The following is an 18,388-nucleotide window of genomic DNA, read 5'->3' on the forward strand; positions in this document are numbered from 1 at the left end:
TTAGTAAGTAGACTGATTATAAATAACAAACTTGTTAGCTAAATCTTTTAATTCAGCTTTAACAGTAGCTTGAAGATCAGTATTTTCAATATCATCTAATACATCAGCAATTTTATTTGCTATATATTCAAACTCTTGCTCTTTCATTCCTCTTGCTGTTAATGCTGGTGATCCAATTCTAACCCCTGATGTTACAAATGGTGATCTTGTCTCACCTGGTACTGTATTTTTATTTACAGTGATACCTGCATTTTGTAATGCTGCATCTGCATCTTTACCTGAAAAGTCTTTATTTAAAAATGATACTAATACTAAGTGATTATCTGTTCCACCTGATACAATATCATATCCTCTTGAAACTAATACTTCTCCAAGCTTAGCTGCATTTGCTTTTACTTGCTTAGCATAGTCTTTCCACTCTGGAGCTAAAATCTCTTTAAATGCTACTGCTTTTGCAGCCATTACATGAACTAAAGGTCCACCTTGTAATCCTGGGAAGATTGCTGAATTAATTTTCTTAGCAATATCTTCATCATTTGTCATAATCATACCACCTCTTGGACCTCTTAAAGTCTTGTGAGTTGTAGTAGTAACTACATCTGCATAAGGGAATGGTGATTGATGTTCATTTGCTGCAACAAGTCCTGCAATGTGAGCAATATCAGCAAATAAAATAGCTCCAACTGCATCTGCAATTTCTCTAAACTTAGCAAAATCAATCTCTCTTGCGTAAGCTGATGCTCCACAAACAATGATTTTTGGTTGAGTAATCTTAGCAATTTCCATTACTTTATCATAGTTAATTCTTCCATCTAATTCTACTCCGTAGTAGAATGCTTGGTAGTTTTTACCAGAGAATGAAGGTTTAGAACCATGAGTTAAGTGCCCACCATGAGATAAGTCCATACCTAAGATTTTATCACCTGCTTTTAATAATGCTGCATATACTGCACCATTTGCTTGTGAACCTGAGTGAGGTTGAACATTTGCATAGTTACATCCAAAAATTTCACAAGCTCTATCAATAGCTAATTGTTCAGCTTTATCTGCGAATTCACATCCACCATAATATCTTTTGTATGGATAACCTTCTGCATATTTATTAGTAAATACAGAACCCATTGCTTCCATAACTGCTGGTGAAGTAAAGTTTTCACTAGCAATCATTTCTAAGTGTGTTGTTTGTCTTTCTAACTCTTGCTCAACGATATCAAATATCTCTTTATCTGCTGTCTCTAAGTTTGCGCTTGATATGTAGCTCATAGTACTTCTCCTATATATTTATTCACTCAATTATTAAAAATGAGTATTTTAGCTTTTAATTTTCTTCTTCACTGTGAAGATCAATTTCATGTTTTATTGGTTTCATCGCTGGGAATAATAATACATCTCTAATTGAGTGCTCATTTGTAAGCATCATAACTAGTCTGTCAATTCCAATTCCTTGACCAGCACAAGGTGCCATTCCATAAGATAATGCATTTACAAAATCTTCATCCATTTCATGTGCTTCATCATCCCCACCAGACTCTTTTGCAGCCATTTGACCTTCAAATCTTTGTAGTTGATCTAATGGATCATTAAGTTCTGAAAAGGCATTTGCTATTTCTTTTCCAGCAATAAATAATTCAAACCTATCAGTTAAGTGTGGCTTTTCATCACTTCTTCTAGCAAGTGGAGAAATTTCAACTGGATATTCTGTGATGAACGTTGGGTTGATAAGTTTATCTTCTACATATTCATCAAATAGTTCACCTTGAAGTTGTCCTAAATTCATAGCTTCATTTACTTCTAAATTTTTTTCTTTCATGAAAGCAATGATTTTATCTTTGTCTTCTGTAATATCAGCTGGAACACCACCAATAGTTGTAAGAGATTCAATTAATGGAACTTCACTAAACTTAGTAAAGTCAATTTCTAAATCTCCATAAGGTAAAGTTGTAGGTAGTTCTAAATGCTCAAATAAAAATTCAAAATACTCTTTTGTAAGTTCAATTAAGTCTTTATATGTTTTATAAGCCCAATAGAACTCAATTGACGTAAATTCAGGATTGTGTGTTGCATCCATACCTTCGTTTCTAAAACATCTATTTATTTCAAATACTGCTTCAAATCCACCAACAATACATCTTTTTAAATATAATTCAGGGGCAATTCTTAAAAATCTATCAACTCCAAGTGAGTTATGATGAGTAACAAATGGTTTTGCATTTGCTCCACCTGCAATTGGGTGCATCATTGGAGTTTCAACTTCTAAGAACCCTTTATTTTCAAAAAATCTTCTAGTTAAAGAAATAACTCTTGATCTAATATGGAAAGTTTTTCTTACTTGTGAGTTCATAATTAAGTCTAAATATCTTTGTCTATATCTTAACTCTTTATCTTGAATACCATGGTATTTTTCTGGTAATGGAGAAATGGCTTTTGTTAATATTTTTAATCCATCAACGTGAAGTGATAACTCACCTTTACCTGTAATAAATGGATATCCTGATACTTCAATAATATCTCCAACTTCTACAGTTTTTTTGAAAATATCATTATAGAATCCCTCAGGAAGATTATCTCTTGCTACATAAATTTGTAAAATACCTGATTCATCTTCAATTTTAAGAAATGAAGCTTTACCCATTAGTCTGAAAAATTTAATTCTTCCTGCAACTGTATAATGTCTATTTTCATCTCTTTTATCTTCATGATTAAAAATATCAGCATTTACATTTAAATATTTACTAATAGTTGTGTTTCTTTCACTGTTATTTGCATAAGGATTAACTCCTAAATCTCTTAATTTATCTGCTTTTTCAATTCTTTGTTGTATATATTTATTTTCAAACAATATAAAATCCCTTTATTTATTTTCTTCTGTATTTTCTGTATCTGCTATGCTTTTAAGTTTTTCTTTTGCTGTGTCTATTTGCTCTTTTGTGGCTTCTTTAGTCTCTTCAAATGATTTCTCAACTTTATTGATAATCTCTTTTTCAACAGTTTGTTTAACATTATCTACTGTTTCTTCAACACTTTTAGTAACTTCTTTTTTAGTTTCTTCTAATGCTTCTTGTACTTTTTGTGATGTTGGTTTTCCTTGAGATGAAGTAACTTCTTTTGTAGTTTCTACAACTTTATCAACTGCTCCACCAACTGAATTTGTTATTGTTGTTGTATCTAATTTGATGATATATGAACCAACACTTATTAAATGTGGCATTACAATAGAACCTTTTGTTTTATCATCGATAGCCTTTTTAAATGACTCAACTTGATATAATGCATAAGCAATAACAGAGAAAATTAGGAAAATTTTTCCTGCTCCAAAAATAAAACCAAAAATTCTATCAAATATTCCTAGTCCACTAGCATTAAATATTTTACTTACAATCATTCCTAAAAGATAAACAAGAACCCAAAATCCTATAAGTCCTACTATAAAACCTATTAATTTAATAGTTGTTTCATTTTCTAAAGCTAAAAATGGAGCTATTAAGTCTCCGATATCTTTTGAAATTCTTGAGGCAACAAAAATTGCACCAATAATTCCAATAATTCCAAAAACTTCTTTGATAAGACCTCTAAAAAGCCCTTTAAGACCTAGTACTAAAGTAATACCAAGTATTACCATATCAAAAATAGTAAACTCTTGCATAGATTTCCTTTACATAATATGCGATAGTATATCTAATCAATTCATAAGAAAACTTTAAAAAGTTTTTGTCAAAATTTAATCTTTTTTAGATAAAATCTTTTTATGATAAAAAGATACCCAACAAAACAAATAAAAGTAGGAAATGTACTAGTTGGTGGTGATGCACCAATTCCTGTACAATCAATGACATTTACAAAAACAAGTGATGTTAATGCAACTGTAGAACAAATAAGAGCTTTACATTTTGCAGGAGCTGATATTGTGAGAGTTGCAGTACCTGATATGGATGCTGCTAATGCTTTAAAAGATATAAAAAGTCAAGTTGACTTACCTTTAGTTGCTGATATACATTTTAAATACAAACTAGCATTAAAAGCAGCAGAAGTAGTTGACTGTATTAGAATTAATCCAGGAAATATAGGTGATAAGAAAAGAGTAGCGGAGGTTGTGAAAGCTTGTCAAGAAAGACAAATTCCTATTAGAATTGGAGTTAATTCAGGATCCTTAGAAAAACAGTTTGAAGATAAGTATGGACAAACTCCTGAGGGAATGGTGGCAAGTGCTGATTATAATATTAAGTATTTAGAAGATTTAGGTTTTACAGATTTAAAAGTATCATTAAAAGCAAGTGATGTTCAAAGAACAGTACAAGCTTATAGAATGTTAAGACCTATGAATAATTATGCTTTTCATTTAGGAGTTACAGAAGCTGGAACTCAATTTCATTCAACAATCAAATCTTCAATTGCCTTAGGTTCACTTTTACTTGATGGAATAGGAGATACTTTAAGAGTTTCTATGACAGGTGAATTAGAAGAAGAGATTAAAGTAGGAAAAGCAATTTTAAAAGATGTAGGAATTGCAAAAGAGGGACTAAATATTGTATCTTGTCCTACTTGTGGAAGAATTGAGGCTGACTTAGTAAGTGTAGTAGCAGAAATAGAAAAAAGAACAAATCATATAAAAACACCTTTAGATGTTTCTGTTATGGGATGTGTTGTAAATGCAATTGGAGAGGCAAAAAGTGCTGATGTGGCTATTGCTTTTGGAAAAGGAAGTGGTTTAGTTATGAAAAGAGGTGAAATCTTAGCTAAACTAAAAGGTGATGAACTAATAAATAAGTTTGTTGAAGAAGTTGAACTTGAAGCACAAAAAAGAAAATAATGGATAGTGTATATAGTATAAATATAGAAAGAGCTGTATTAAGCTCTATTTTATTTAATCCAGATGAACTAGAAGAGATTTTAGGAGTTTTAAAAGCAAAAGACTTCTATCTTCCTGCTCATCAAAAAATTTATGAAGTAATGATAAAACTTCATGAAGAAGATATGCCTATTGATGAAGAGTTTATTCGAAAAAGACTTGATCAAAAAGAAGTAGATGATTCTATTTTAATAGAAATACTTTCTGCAAACCCAATTACAAATACAATTGCTTATGTAAAAGAGATAAAAGATGGTTCTATAAAAAGAGAACTTTCAACTCTTGCAACTACTATAAAAAAAGTAGCAATCGAAGAAGAAATACCTGCAAATGATGCTTTAGATACTATTCAAGGTGAGTTATATAAAATTTCAACTGATAGTGCTACAAGTGAATTAAAAGATATGCATGTTATTACAGGTGATACACTTTCATATATAAAAAGAATGAAAGAACTTGGAAATACTCATCTAATAGGTGAAACAACAGGTTTTGATGCACTTGATAGAAGAACAACAGGATTAAATGAAGGAGATTTAGTAATTATAGCTGCAAGGCCTGCGATGGGTAAGTGTTTAGCTAAAGGTACAAAAGTTTTAATGTATGATGGTTCTTTTAAAAATGTAGAAGATGTAAAGGTTGGAGATAAGTTAATGGGAGATGATTCTACTCCTAGAAATGTACTTTCAACTACTACAGGAAAAGAACAAATGTATTGGGTTCGACAGAATAAAGGAATTGATTATAGGGTAAACGAGTCTCATATTTTATCTTTGAAAAGAAGTCGTACTGAAGGACCTCATAAAAATGGTGATGTTTTAAATATAAATGTAAAAGAGTATTTAGAAAAAAGCGATAAATTTAAAAGCAATTATAAGGGCTATAAAGTTGCTGTTGAATTTAAGGAAAATGATACTATTTTAGATCCATACTTTTTAGGTTTATGGTTAGGTGATGGAGCAAGTAGAAAACCAGCTATTTATACAGAAGATAAAGAAATCATAGATTATTTAGATTTTTATGCTAAAAATTTAGATTTAAAACTAAAAGAATATATAGCTGAGGGTAAGTGCCCAGAATACTCAATAAGAAATGAAGGAAAAGTAGATGGTAAAACAACTTTTTCTTTAGAAGGACTTTTAAGAAAAGAAAACTTACTTGAAAATAAACATATTCCTAAAAACTATTTAGTTAATTCAACAAAAAAAAGACTTGAACTTTTAGCTGGACTTTTAGATAGTGATGGACATTATGACAAAGCTGCAAATGGTTTTGAAATAACTCAAAAAGATAAGGCTTTAGCAAAAGATATTAAGTTTTTAAGTGATTCATTGGGCTTTAGAACTTCAATTATTGAAAAAGAAGCGTCAATTAAAGATATTGGGTATAAATGTCAAGTTTTTAGAGTAAGAATTTTTGGTAATATTGATATTATTCCTGTTAAAATTGAAAGAAAAAAAGCAAAAGCTTGGACATGTAATAGAACATGGAATCAAACAGGAATAACTATTGAAAAAGATATAGTTGATGATTACTATGGTTTTGAGATTGATGGAAATAAGCTATTTCTTCTTGAGGATATGACTGTTACACATAATACTGCCGTTGTTTTAAATATGGCTTTAGCAAATGTTGAAGCTAATAAAGGTGTTATTTTCTTCTCACTTGAAATGCCTGCTGAACAACTGATGTTAAGAATGCTAGCAGCTAAAACTTCTATACCTTTACAAAATTTAAGAAAAGGTGACTTAGATGATAGACAATGGTCTAATTTAAGTGCAGCTTTTGATGATTTAAATACTAAAAAACTATTTGTTGATGATGGTGGGAGTATTAATATTAATCAATTAAGAGCAAGAGTAAGAAAACTTGCTCAAAATGAAGATAATAATATTTCCTTAGTTGTGATAGACTACTTACAGCTTATGCAAGGTACTGGAAATAAAGATAGACACCAAGAAGTTTCTGATATTTCAAGAGGACTTAAGATGTTAGCAAGAGAGATGAAAATACCTATTGTTGCTCTTTCTCAGTTAAATAGAGGTTTAGAAAATAGACCTGATAAAAGACCTATGTTATCTGATTTAAGAGAGTCAGGAGCTATTGAGCAAGATGCAGATATTATCATGTTTGTTTATAGAGATGATGTATATAAACAAAGAGATGAAGCTAGAAAAGAAAAAGAAGCAAAAGATAAGGGTGAAGAATATAAATCCAATTTTGTTGATAAGCCTGTTGAAGAAGCTGAAATAATTATAGGTAAGCAAAGAAATGGTCCTATAGGTACTGTAAAACTTGATTTCCATAAGGCTTTAACAAAATTTGTCGATAAACCAGATGATAGCCATCATGGTGCTCCTGTAGAAGTTGTATTTGAAAATGTAGCTGATGTAGAAAAAGAAACTAATGTGGATGTTCCTGATATATTATAAAAATATAATTAATTTTATTATAATTTAAACTAACAAACAATATAATCTTTTATATTACTTTATAAAGGATTATATTATGAAAAATGCATTCTCTTTACTTGAATTGATTTTTGCAATTTTAATCATTGGAATTATTGCTTCTGTAGCTGTTCCAAAGTTTATTGACTCAAAAGATGAAGCTTTAGCTTCAACCATAAAAAGAGATATTGTAAGTGCAACAACTGCGATTCAAAGCTATGCTATGCTTGATGATAATTTATCAAATATTGATGAGGCTATTGTTTTAAGTAAAGCAAATTGGACTGTTGTTTCAAGTAAAGCTACTTTTAAAGAAAACAGTAAAATTTGTGTCACAATTGAAGTAAAAACAGATGCTTCTGGAAGTAAAACCTTAAAAATTGATATTGATGATACATCAACAGGTTCTGTATGTCAAAAACTATTAAGTGATAAATATGGAATAGAAGATATTGATTACAAATTATAGTCTTTTAAAAGAGTAAATAAATCCACTTTTTTATCTAAAAAAGGCAAGGGTTTATTTACAATAAAAACTCTATTCCCTCTTAATGAAAATTTTTATCATTTTATGATAATATATCCCTAAAAAATTTACGAGGAATCTTTAATGAAGGTTATATACAGTTTACTACTTATGTGTAGTGTTTTGTTTTCAGCTACACTAACACCTACTCAACTGGAACTAGCAAAAGCAGCTGGTTATAGTGAAAGTGATATCAAAAAAGAATTATTAAAAAAAGATAATTCAAAACAGAAAGTTCAAAAAGAACAAATTATTGAAAATAATATTGAAATAGATGAAAAAAATAGTAAGCTAAAAGAAGAAAGTGATAAAGTTAAAGAAAGTGACGAAACTAAAGAATCTGAAAATAAATATTTATCAGAAGAAAAGTTAGATAGATTTGCTTCATTATTTTTTAAAAATAAGAATAAATTAAACCCTTATAGTATTCCAACTCCATCAAACTATACTCTAAATTATGGGGATAAAATATCACTTAAAATTTATGGTGGTGCAAATGAAGATTTTGTTTTAGATGTAAATAAAGATGGTAATATCAATATTCCTCAAGTAAAAGAATTAAAAGTTATAGGTCTAAATTTTCAAGAAGCAAAAAAACTTATAAAAGAAGAGACTAAAAAAGCATACCCTAATAGTACAAATATTTTAGTTGATATTTCAGAATTTTCATCTATTCAAGTTACTATTTCAGGATTAGTAAATGCACCTGGACTTTATAACCTTTCATCATTTTCTACTATAAAAGATGCACTTATTTCAAGTGGTGGCATTTTAGAAAATGGGTCATATAGAAATATTTTACTTAAAAGAGCAGGTAAAATTTATAAATCATTTGATTTATATTCTCTTGTAAGATATGGAGATTTAAGTAGTGATACTATCTTAAAGAATGGTGATATTATTTTAGTAAAACCTATTAGCAAAGAGATTAAACTAACAGGTGATGTAAACTACAATGCAATTTTTGAACTAAAAAAAGGTGAAGGGTTTAAAACTTTATTTAATTTTGCAGCAGGTTTTAAAGCAAAAGCAAACCAAAATGCAATAAGTCTTAAAAGATATGAAAATGATACTATTAAAGTTTATACTTTAAGTAAAGAAAAACTATATAGATTTACTCCAAAAAATGGTGATGAAGTTCATGTATACTCTACTAGTATCTTAGGTGCAAATCTAGTTAAAATATCTGGAAATATTATAGCACCTAGTGAAAAAGAACTTCCAACTGATAATAAACTATCAACACTTTTAAATAATGAACTAAAACAATTTGGAGAAAATGGATACTTTAAAGAGGATACAAACTATAATTTTGCAGTTATAAAAAATGACAATAGCATAAAAGGTTTCAACCTTAAAAATGTACTTACTAAAAAAGAAGATCATACTATTAAAGCAGGTGATGAAATCACTATTTTTAAAAATTCAGATTTAAAAGAAAAACCTTACATTTATGCAAAAGGTGAAGTTGTAGATGACAGTAAAAGAAAGTATGACTTTTATGATGGGATGAGTGTTGCTGATCTTTTTGGTTTAGTGAAATTTAATAGTGAAATCTTTGAAGAAGTTGAAAAAAATAGTAATCTTTCAAAAAATGATGTTTTAGATGAAGATGGTAAGCTAAGAAAAGCTGTAAGAGTTGATAAAACTAAGGTTCAAATCACTAGACTTCATGAAAATAAAAAATCTACTTTTTTAGTAAATTTAAGCGAAAACAAAAACTTTAAACTTAAAAAATATGATGAAGTAAGATTTTTCGATTTTTCTGCTGTAAATGATAAAATGAGTGCAACTATAAAAGGTGAAGTATTTATTCCTGGAACTTATGATATAAATGAAAATACAACTATAAATGATATCGTAAATATTTCAGGTGGACTTACAAAAAAAGCTTTAAAAGCTAGATTTGAAGTAGTTAGATATTATACAGAAGATTATCAACGAAAAAGAAAAGTTTTAGCTTTAGATATGAATAAGGCTTTAAATTTAAAAATTAAAATCTTCCCAGATGATGAAATTACTATTTTTCCAATAGCAAATTGGAATGATAAAAAATATGTAAATATTAAAGGGCTAGTTAGATATCCTGGTAAATATGCAATAGAAGAGGGTGAAAAACTTTCAAGTGTGATTTTAAGAGCTGGTGGTTTTTTACCAAATGCTTTTGTAGAAGGTGCAGTATTTACAAGGGAAGAAGTTAGAGAACTACAAGAAAAAAGACTTCAAGAAACACTTGATAGACTTGGGAATCAAGTTCTTAAAGCTAGTACATCAAGTGAGAGTTTAGGTGAAGAAAAAGATGAAACATCAAAAAAACTTCAGGCAATTAAGCAACTTGAAAATGAAGCAAAAAGAAATAAACCTATAGGAAGAGTATCTTTAAATCTATATTATGATTTAAATAGATTTAAAAAATCACCTTATGATATAACTTTAAAAGATGAAGATACTTTATATATTCCATCTATTAGTGACACAGTATCTGTTGTTGGAGAAGTTTTAAATCAAAATACTTTTGTATTTAATAGTGATTTAGATACAGATGATTATTTATCAAAGGCAGGTGGTGTAACTGAACTTGCAAATGAAGATTATATATATATTGTTAAAGCAAATGGTGAAACAGTAAAATATGAATCAAATTATTTCTGGGGTAATGATAAGAAAATATTCAAAGGTGATACTATTGTTGTTCCTATGGAGTTTGATATGTTCTCTGATATGAAATTTGCAAAAGATGTATCAAGTATTCTTTATCAGTTTGCTATTACAGCTGCTTCACTTAAAACAGTAGGCGGTATCTAGAATGAGTGAGAATAATAGTGTGAATAATCAAGCTTTATACATAGAAGAAGATGAAATAGATATAAAAGAGCTTTTTAATACTATTTTAAAATATAAATACAAAATATTATTTTTTGTATTTATAGTAACTGCTATTACGTTTATATATGTTTTAAGTATCCCAAATTCATATAAATCAAGTGTAGTCTTGTCTCCTCAAAGTGAACAAAAATCAGTTGGAGGAGGTTTGTCTTCTTTAGCTTCTTTAGCAGGTGTTAGTCTTGGTGGAGCAAGCTCTAAAGATCCAGCTGTTATGATGCAAACAGTTTTAGGAGATTATAGTTTTAATAAAATGATGATAGAAAAATATAAACTTACTTCAAAACTAGAGAGTCAAAAGAATTTAGTATTTGCCTTAGGTCTTGATACTGTTTATAATATTTTTAATTCAAAAGATGACAATACAGAAGATAAAAGATCAAAAGAAGAAAAAGTTTACTCAACTATAAATACTTTGAATTCAGTTCTTTCTATTTCAATCGATAAAAAATCAGGACTTATTACGTTAAGTGCTGAACTTCAAGATAGATATTTAGCAAAAGAGCTTGTAGATATATATTTAAAAGAGATAGTTCATAAGGTTAGAACTTCTGATATGAAAGAAATAGATGAACAAATCAAATATTATAATAAAGAATTGAGTTCAACTTATGATGTATCTTTAAAAGAACAATTAAGTAAGTCTTTATCAGGACTATATCAAAAGAAAGTATTTTCTCAAGCAAATGACTATTACTTTGTATCAAAAGTAGTTGATAGCAGAGTATCTTATATAAAAGAAAAAAGTAAACCTAAAAGAGCTTTAATACTTGTTGTATCTTTCGTTACTTCTTTTATTCTTGGTATTTTTCTAGTATTTTTTTATGAGTTTATAAGAAGTGAAAAAACTGATGAAGTTAAAAACTCTTAGCTTCTTTCTTTTAAGTGCAAACTTACTTTTTGCAGTTAAAACTCCTGAAAATATCACAGCTACATATAGTGGAAACACAGGTGTTTTTGAAACACCAAATGCCAGAATCATGAAAGATTGGTCTATGAGGTTATTTTTAAATGAAGATAAACCTTATAGATATTATGGTTTTACTGCTACTCCTCTTCCTTTTGTAGAAGCTAATTTCCATATGACTACATTAAAAAGTATTAGTGATACTGAAGGATATGGAAGCTATAAAGATAAATCTTTAAGTGTAAAATTTCTTTTAAAAGAAGAGGGAGAATACACCCCATCTCTTGCCATAGGTGCTGATGATATTTGGGGTACTTCACTTTATACTTCAAAGTATTTAGTACTTTCTAAGAACATAGGTTATTTTGACCTTTCACTTGGTTATGCAAAAGGTAGACTTGGAGGAGAAGATCTTAAAAAGTATGAATCAAATTCATCAAACTCAGGAAGTTTTGATAATAACTCTATAAACTTTCTCAAAAATACAGATTGGGGTGGTGGAAAACCTTTTGGTTCAATAGTATTTAATGCTAGTCCATCTTTTTCTTTGATGGCTGAGTATGCTCCTATAGATTATACAAAAGATAAAAAAAATCCTTTTACTACCGGTGATAAATACGAACTTCCAAAATCAAAGTTCAACTATGGTCTTAAGTATAAGTATAGCAATAACTCTATTTTAAATTTATCATATCAGAGAGGAAATACCATATCTTTTGGTTATACCTATCAATTTGGCTTTGATAGAACTGGTATGTTTGATCATATTCCTGATCCAAAATGGAAAGCAGATGATGAAAAAAAAGCAGAATATAAAAATCTAAATGAAAAAGAGTTGTCAGATAGATTATCAAAAGAAGTAGCAGCCGAAAAATTTAAGTATGTAAAAACAGCTGTAAATGACAATAGTATTTGGACAGAAATAGATAACCCAAGATATTATAATGAGTTAAAAGCAGCAGGTCGAGCAATCTCAACTATAGATGAAGTCGCACCTAAAAAGTATGATACTATATATCTTACTTTAAAAGATCAAGAAATCAAAAAGAAAACTATCAAAGTAAATAGAGCTGAATTTGATATGTATGAAAAGCAAAAAGTAAGTGATTCTTATATGAAAGATTCAATTGTTATTTCAAATGATATTGATGGTATGTATGAAAAATTTGCAAAAGGAAAAGATTTATATATAAGTGATTCTATAAATAAAAAAGGTTTTACTTATAGTTTTCAGCCAAAGGTTAGAACTGTATTAAATCATAAAGATAAACCCTTTGCTATGAAGTTAACACTTAGGGCAAAAGCAGGTTATGAATTTAATGATAACTTTAGTTTAGATACTTCTTTTGAACAACCTTTTTATCACACAGGAAAAAATCTTTCTAGTAAGCCTCTTGAAAATGATAGATTATCTCTAAGAAGTGATATAACTAAACATTTTGTGTATAATGACACACAAATGTCATATTTAAATTTAGGATATAAAACTAATGCTCCTTTTGATTCTTTGTTTAAAGTGGATTTAGGATATTTAGAATATGCTTTTGCAGGGGTAGATGTAGAATGGTATAAACCTCTATTTGCTGAAAAATTAGGAATAGGACTTCAATATCAATCTGTTTATAAAAGAGAAATTGAAGATATGTTTGCTATAAAAGATGATTATAGATATGATGCAAAATTTTTAAATATATATTATCTTCTAAATCAAAAATATGATTTACATTTAGGAGCAAAAGTTGGTCAGTTTTTAGCAGGAGATAAAGGTATAAAGTTTAATATTGAAAGACATTATAAAAACTTTACCTTAGGAGCTTATGCTACTGTAACTGATTCAAGAAAAGTTTTTGAAAATGAAGAAAATAAAGGATATATCGATAAAGGTATTTATTTGATAGTTCCATTAGAAGTATTTACATATAAAAATCTAAAGAAAAGAGTTTCATTTGGTCTTAGCCCATGGACAAGAGATGTTGGGCAAGTTGCTGGAACATTTAATTCTTTATTCCCTATGAATAGTAGTGAAAATAACACACAAATTATGAAAAAGTACATAAATAATCTAAGGGAATAAAAGAAAATTTTTATTTTTAAAAAAATTATGGTAGAATAATGCAAAATTAAAAAAAGGATATTTTTTATGAAAAAATTATTATCAATTGTTTTCGCTTCTTCTTTATTTGTAGCTAGTGCAGTAGCTCAAACTTCTGGTGCAGCTGGTGCAGGTGCTGGAACAGGTGCAGGTTCTGCTGGAGCAGGTGCTGCGGGTGCTGGAGCTAGTGGAGCAGGAGCAGCTGCTGGTGGAGCTGCTGCCGCTGGTGGAGCTGCTGCTGGAGCAGGTGTTGGAATTGGTGCAGCTACTGCAGCAGCTGCTGCAGCTGCTGCTGGTATTGCTGCTGCTGTAGCAGGAGATGATAATACAACTCCTTCTCACTCTGCAACTTCTCACCATTAATCAGAGTTAAGAAACCCATTATTGGGTTTCTGCTTTTTTTAACTTAAACTTTTGTAGAGAATTAAACTACAAAATTTATACTAATAACTTAAATAACGCTTTATAAAAACTTAGATATACTTCCTTCAAAATATAAATATATAGGAAAATAAAAATGCCTGCATCAATTTTCAGGGAATATGATATAAGAGGTATCTTTGAGAAAGAACTAAACGAAGATATAGTAAAAAAAATAGGTTTTCATCTAGCAAATAAACTAAAACAAAAAGTATCAAGTGCTAAATACATGGCTGTTGGATATGACGCAAGAACACATTCACCTATTCTTAAAACTTGGCTTAGTAGTGGTATAAATAAAGCAGGACTTGAAGTACTTGATTTGGGACTTGTTCCAACACCTGCAAACTATTTTTCAAACTATATAGAGTTTGAAGAAAAGCAAGTTGATGGTTCTGTAATGATTACAGGTTCACATAATCCACCTGAATATAATGGTTTTAAAATCACTCTTGATAAAGCTCCTTTCTTTGGAGAAGAGATTTATGCTCTTGGAAGAGAAATTTTAGAAGATACTCAAACTATAGAAGATAATACTAAAACTATAAATATAAATGCAAAAGATAAATATATAGATTATATAGTAGAACATTTTTCAAATCTAAACTTAAAAGATAAAAAGTTTATTTTTGATTGTGGAAATGGAGTTGCAGGTGTTGTTTTAAGAGATATTCTTGACAGACTTGATATTTCTTATGATATTTTATATGAGGAACCAGATGGAACCTTTCCTAATCATCATCCAGATCCAAGTGATGAATCAACATTAAAAGATATAAAAGAAAGTTTAGCTACTGGTGAATATGACTTTGGATTTGCTTATGATGGAGATGCAGATAGAATAGCACTTTTATCAAAAAAATATAACTTCAAAGGCGATATTTTAGCTATTTTCTTTTCACGATTTATAGATAATCCTACAGTTATTGGTGAAGTAAAATGTAGTCAAATCATGTATGATACTATCAATACTTATGGAAAAGCTGTGATGTATAAAACAGGCCATAGTAATCTAAAAGTAAAAATCAAAGAGTTAGAAGCTTCTTTTGCAGCAGAAGTATCAGGTCATCTTTTCTTCAATGATAGATATTTTGGATATGATGATGCTATTTATTCTACATTTAGAGCTTTAGAACTTATTTCTGATGGTTTTAATTTTGATAAAGAGTATAAGGCTTTACCAAAAGTATACAGCACAGATGAGATAAATATCACAGTAACTGAGGATACAAAATTTCTTCTAGTTGAGAAACTAAAAACTTCACTTGAAAATCCACCAAGTTTTATGCCAAAGATAAAAGATATTATTACAGTTGATGGGATAAGAGTAAACTTCGAAGATGGATGGGGATTAGTTAGAGCTAGTAATACTACTCCAAAACTTGTGACAAGATTTGAAGCAAAATCTCAAGAAAATGCAAAACTATATGAAGATTCACTTATGAGACTTTTTGAGCAAATAAAAGAAGAGGTATAAAAATGATTAAAAAATGTTTGTTCCCAGCAGCAGGTTATGGTACAAGATTTTTACCAGCTACAAAAGCAATTCCTAAAGAGATGTTGCCAGTTCTTACAAAACCACTTATTCAATATGGAGTTGAAGAAGCACTAGACGCAGGATGTAGTACTATTTCAATAGTTACATCTAAATATAAAAAAGCAATAGAAGATCATTTTGATACAAATACTGATATAGAAAACTCAATAAAAGGTTCTTCAAAAGAAGAACTTCTAAGTGATATAAATAATATTATTGAAACTACAACTTTTTCTTATACTAGACAACTAGAAATGAAAGGTTTAGGTCATGCTATCTTAACAGGTGAAACTCTAATCGGAAATGAACCTTTTGCAGTAATCTTAGCTGATGATTTATGTGATAATACTTCTAGTGAAGGTTCAGTTTTAAAACAAATGACAAGATTATATGAAAAATATCAATGTTCAATAGTAGCTATAGAAGAAGTACCAAAAGATAAAACAGATAAGTATGGTGTAATTGATGGGGAAGAAGTAGAAGAAGGTATTTTTAGAGTGTCAAATATGATAGAAAAACCAGAACCAAAAGATGCTCCTACAAATCTAGCAATAATAGGAAGATATATCTTAACACCTGATATTTTTGATATTTTAAGAGAAACAAAACCAGGGAAAGGTGGAGAGATACAAATAACAGATGCCTTACTTGAACAAGCAAACCAAGGAAAAGTGATAGCTTATAAGTTTAAAGGAAAAAGGTTTGATTGTGGAAGTGTAGATGGCTTTGTGGAAGCAACTAATTATTTTTATGATAAAACAAAAGAAGTGAATTAATCAACTTCTTTTAAGTTATAACAAAATAATCTTAGAGTATAATATTAGTTAAAATTTAAAATTGCCAAGAGGAAACTAGTCTTTGAAATATGAAAAGAATTTCTATCAAATCAAGTCAAACAATGAGATTTTTGAAAAGATAGTAGAAGAGAAAAAAAGTATAGGTTACTACAGCCTACCTTACCAAGATATTTCAGAGATATTAAGTCTTTCAGAAACTGTGAATCAAAAAGATATTGTTGTAGTAGGTATAGGTGGAAGTAGCTTAGGAACTTATGCAATAAATAGCTTTTTAAGAAATAAAGCAAATGATAAAAAACTTCATTTTTTAGAATCAACAGATCCTCTGGAACTTAAAAAAAGAGTTTCATATATAGAAGATATAAATGATACTTTATTTATCATCATCTCAAAGTCAGGTACTACAATAGAAACTATTTCAGTTTTTAAGTATCTTCATAGTTTAGTAAAAATAGATAAATCAAACTGCGTATGTATAACAGAAAATGATAGTAAACTAAACTCTTACGCAAAAGCTAATGACATAAAAACCTTTGAAATTCCAAAAGATGTAGGTGGGAGATTTTCAGTATTTTCTCCTGTAGGCCTTTTACCTTTATCTATCATGGGAATAGATATAGAAAAACTGTTAGATGGATGTAAAGAAGTAAATGAAAGCTTTTTTAAAAAAGAAGAGTATTTTGACTCTATCTTTGAAAAAGCTAGATTTATGGTAGAAAATAAAAACAGATTTAATATAAATGTAGTTTTTTCATACTCTTCTCTTTTAGAAGGCTTTAATAAATGGTATATCCAATTATGGGGTGAAAGTTTAGGAAAAATAAATATTAATGGGACAAGACAAGCTTTAACTCCAATAGGACTAATAGGTCCAGTAGATCAACACTCTTTTTTACAACTAATAATGGAAGGTGTAAGAGATAAAACAGTTACATTTATCAAAGTAGATGACTTTGAAGAAGAAACAGTAATACCTGATATATCAATACCTCACTTAGAAGAGTTAGACTATATAAATAATATCAAGTTTAAAGACTTAATAAACATGCAAGCTGACTCAACTATAGAAGCTGTACAAAAGAGTGCTAACATCCCAACAGATGTAATCACAATAGAGAAAGTAGATGAATTTAATATAGGAAAACTTATGTACTCATATCAACTATTAACATCAATAGTTGGAAGTTTTATGCAAATAAATACATATAATCAACCGGGTGTTGAAGAAGGTAAAATTATTTTGAAAAATAAGTTTAGAAATGAGGATGTGAAATAAATGAAGATAGCCATAGCAGGGACAGGATACGTAGGCTTGTCAAATGGAGTATTATTAGCACAACATAATGAAGTAATAGCACTTGATATAATCCCTGAAAAAGTAGAACTTCTAAATAATAAAAAATCACCAATAGAAGATAAAGAAATAAGTGAATACCTACTAAGGGATGATTTAAATTTTAAAGCAACATTAGATAAAAAAGAAGCTTATGAAAATGCAGACTTTGTAATAATTTCAACACCAACAGATTATGATCCAGAAACAAACTATTTTAATACAAAATCAATAGAGTATGTGATATCAGATGTACTTGAAATAAATCCAAATACAACAATGGTAATAAAATCAACTATACCAGTAGGATATACAAAAGAAATATCAAAAAAATTTAAAACAAGTAATATTATTTTTTCACCAGAGTTCTTAAGAGAAGGAAAAGCCTTACATGATAATCTATACCCTTCAAGAATAATAGTAGGTGAACAAAGTGATAGAGCTCAGACTTTTGCAAAACTACTTGCTCAAGGAGCAATAAAAGAGAATATAGATATTTTGTATACTGATTCTACAGAAGCAGAAGCAATAAAACTATTTTCAAATACATACCTAGCTATGAGAGTATCATATTTTAATGAATTAGACTCTTACGCA

General features: G+C 29.0%; 14 protein-coding genes. 11 read left to right on the forward strand and 3 right to left on the reverse strand.

The features are described 5' to 3' along the window. From ACH5BH_RS14305 to ACH5BH_RS14315, 3 genes are read right to left on the reverse strand one after another with little or no spacing between them, the layout of a single operon-like run. A complete protein-coding gene (locus ACH5BH_RS14305; protein ID WP_423297414.1) occupies window positions 1–1,263 on the reverse strand; it encodes a serine hydroxymethyltransferase in 1,263 nt (420 codons plus the stop codon). A 55-nt stretch (window positions 1,264–1,318) separates the two neighbouring features. Then, window positions 1,319–2,842 carry a lysine--tRNA ligase gene (gene lysS / locus ACH5BH_RS14310; RefSeq protein ID WP_404307262.1) on the reverse strand — a complete coding sequence of 508 codons (1,524 nt, stop codon included), beginning with the start codon at window positions 2,840–2,842 and terminating at the stop codon, window positions 1,319–1,321. Between the two features lie 9 nt (window positions 2,843–2,851). Next, window positions 2,852–3,643 carry a CvpA family protein gene (locus ACH5BH_RS14315; RefSeq protein WP_423298814.1) on the reverse strand — a complete coding sequence of 264 codons (792 nt, stop codon included), beginning with the start codon at window positions 3,641–3,643 and terminating at the stop codon, window positions 2,852–2,854. A gap of 102 nt (window positions 3,644–3,745) precedes the next feature. Between ACH5BH_RS14315 and ispG the strand changes: the two genes are divergently transcribed. The 11 genes from ispG to ACH5BH_RS14370 all read left to right on the forward strand — a co-directional run. Beyond that, a complete protein-coding gene (ispG, locus tag ACH5BH_RS14320) occupies window positions 3,746–4,807 on the forward strand; it encodes a flavodoxin-dependent (E)-4-hydroxy-3-methylbut-2-enyl-diphosphate synthase (RefSeq protein WP_423298815.1) in 1,062 nt (353 codons plus the stop codon). After that, complete coding sequence (dnaB, locus tag ACH5BH_RS14325) at window positions 4,807–7,278, forward strand: replicative DNA helicase (RefSeq protein ID WP_423298816.1); 2,472 nt, start codon at window positions 4,807–4,809, stop codon at window positions 7,276–7,278. Before ispG ends, dnaB begins: the two co-directional genes overlap by 1 nt. Before the next feature lie 76 nt (window positions 7,279–7,354). Next, window positions 7,355–7,765, forward strand: a complete 411-nt coding sequence (locus ACH5BH_RS14330) for a prepilin-type N-terminal cleavage/methylation domain-containing protein (protein ID WP_423298817.1) — start codon at window positions 7,355–7,357, stop codon at window positions 7,763–7,765. Window positions 7,766–7,906: 141 nt separating this feature from the next. Beyond that, on the forward strand, window positions 7,907–10,627 hold the full coding sequence (locus ACH5BH_RS14335; protein ID WP_423298818.1) for a polysaccharide biosynthesis/export family protein: 2,721 nt from the start codon (window positions 7,907–7,909) through the stop codon (window positions 10,625–10,627). A 1-nt stretch (window position 10,628) separates the two neighbouring features. Next, entirely contained in the window at window positions 10,629–11,576 is a 948-nt protein-coding gene (locus ACH5BH_RS14340) for a Wzz/FepE/Etk N-terminal domain-containing protein (RefSeq protein WP_423298819.1), read from the forward strand. Beyond that, window positions 11,557–13,686, forward strand: coding sequence for a YjbH domain-containing protein (locus ACH5BH_RS14345; protein WP_423298820.1), 2,130 nt, complete (start codon window positions 11,557–11,559; stop codon window positions 13,684–13,686). Before ACH5BH_RS14340 ends, ACH5BH_RS14345 begins: the two co-directional genes overlap by 20 nt. A 66-nt stretch (window positions 13,687–13,752) precedes the next feature. Next, complete coding sequence (locus ACH5BH_RS14350) at window positions 13,753–14,067, forward strand: hypothetical protein (protein ID WP_404307244.1); 315 nt, start codon at window positions 13,753–13,755, stop codon at window positions 14,065–14,067. Between the two features lie 154 nt (window positions 14,068–14,221). Then, a complete protein-coding gene (locus ACH5BH_RS14355) occupies window positions 14,222–15,601 on the forward strand; it encodes a phosphomannomutase/phosphoglucomutase (RefSeq protein ID WP_423298821.1) in 1,380 nt (459 codons plus the stop codon). Between the two features lie 2 nt (window positions 15,602–15,603). After that, window positions 15,604–16,437 carry a UTP--glucose-1-phosphate uridylyltransferase GalU gene (gene galU, locus ACH5BH_RS14360; protein ID WP_423298822.1) on the forward strand — a complete coding sequence of 278 codons (834 nt, stop codon included), beginning with the start codon at window positions 15,604–15,606 and terminating at the stop codon, window positions 16,435–16,437. 82 nt (window positions 16,438–16,519) lie between these two features. Then, window positions 16,520–17,734, forward strand: coding sequence for a glucose-6-phosphate isomerase (locus tag ACH5BH_RS14365; protein ID WP_423298823.1), 1,215 nt, complete (start codon window positions 16,520–16,522; stop codon window positions 17,732–17,734). Next, window positions 17,735–18,388 (forward strand): nucleotide sugar dehydrogenase (locus tag ACH5BH_RS14370; RefSeq protein ID WP_423298824.1); only part of this gene is annotated, 654 nt, incomplete at its 3' end.

The organism is Arcobacter rhizosphaerae, from assembly GCF_049472155.1.
Lineage (GTDB): Bacteria > Campylobacterota > Campylobacteria > Campylobacterales > Arcobacteraceae > Arcobacter_B.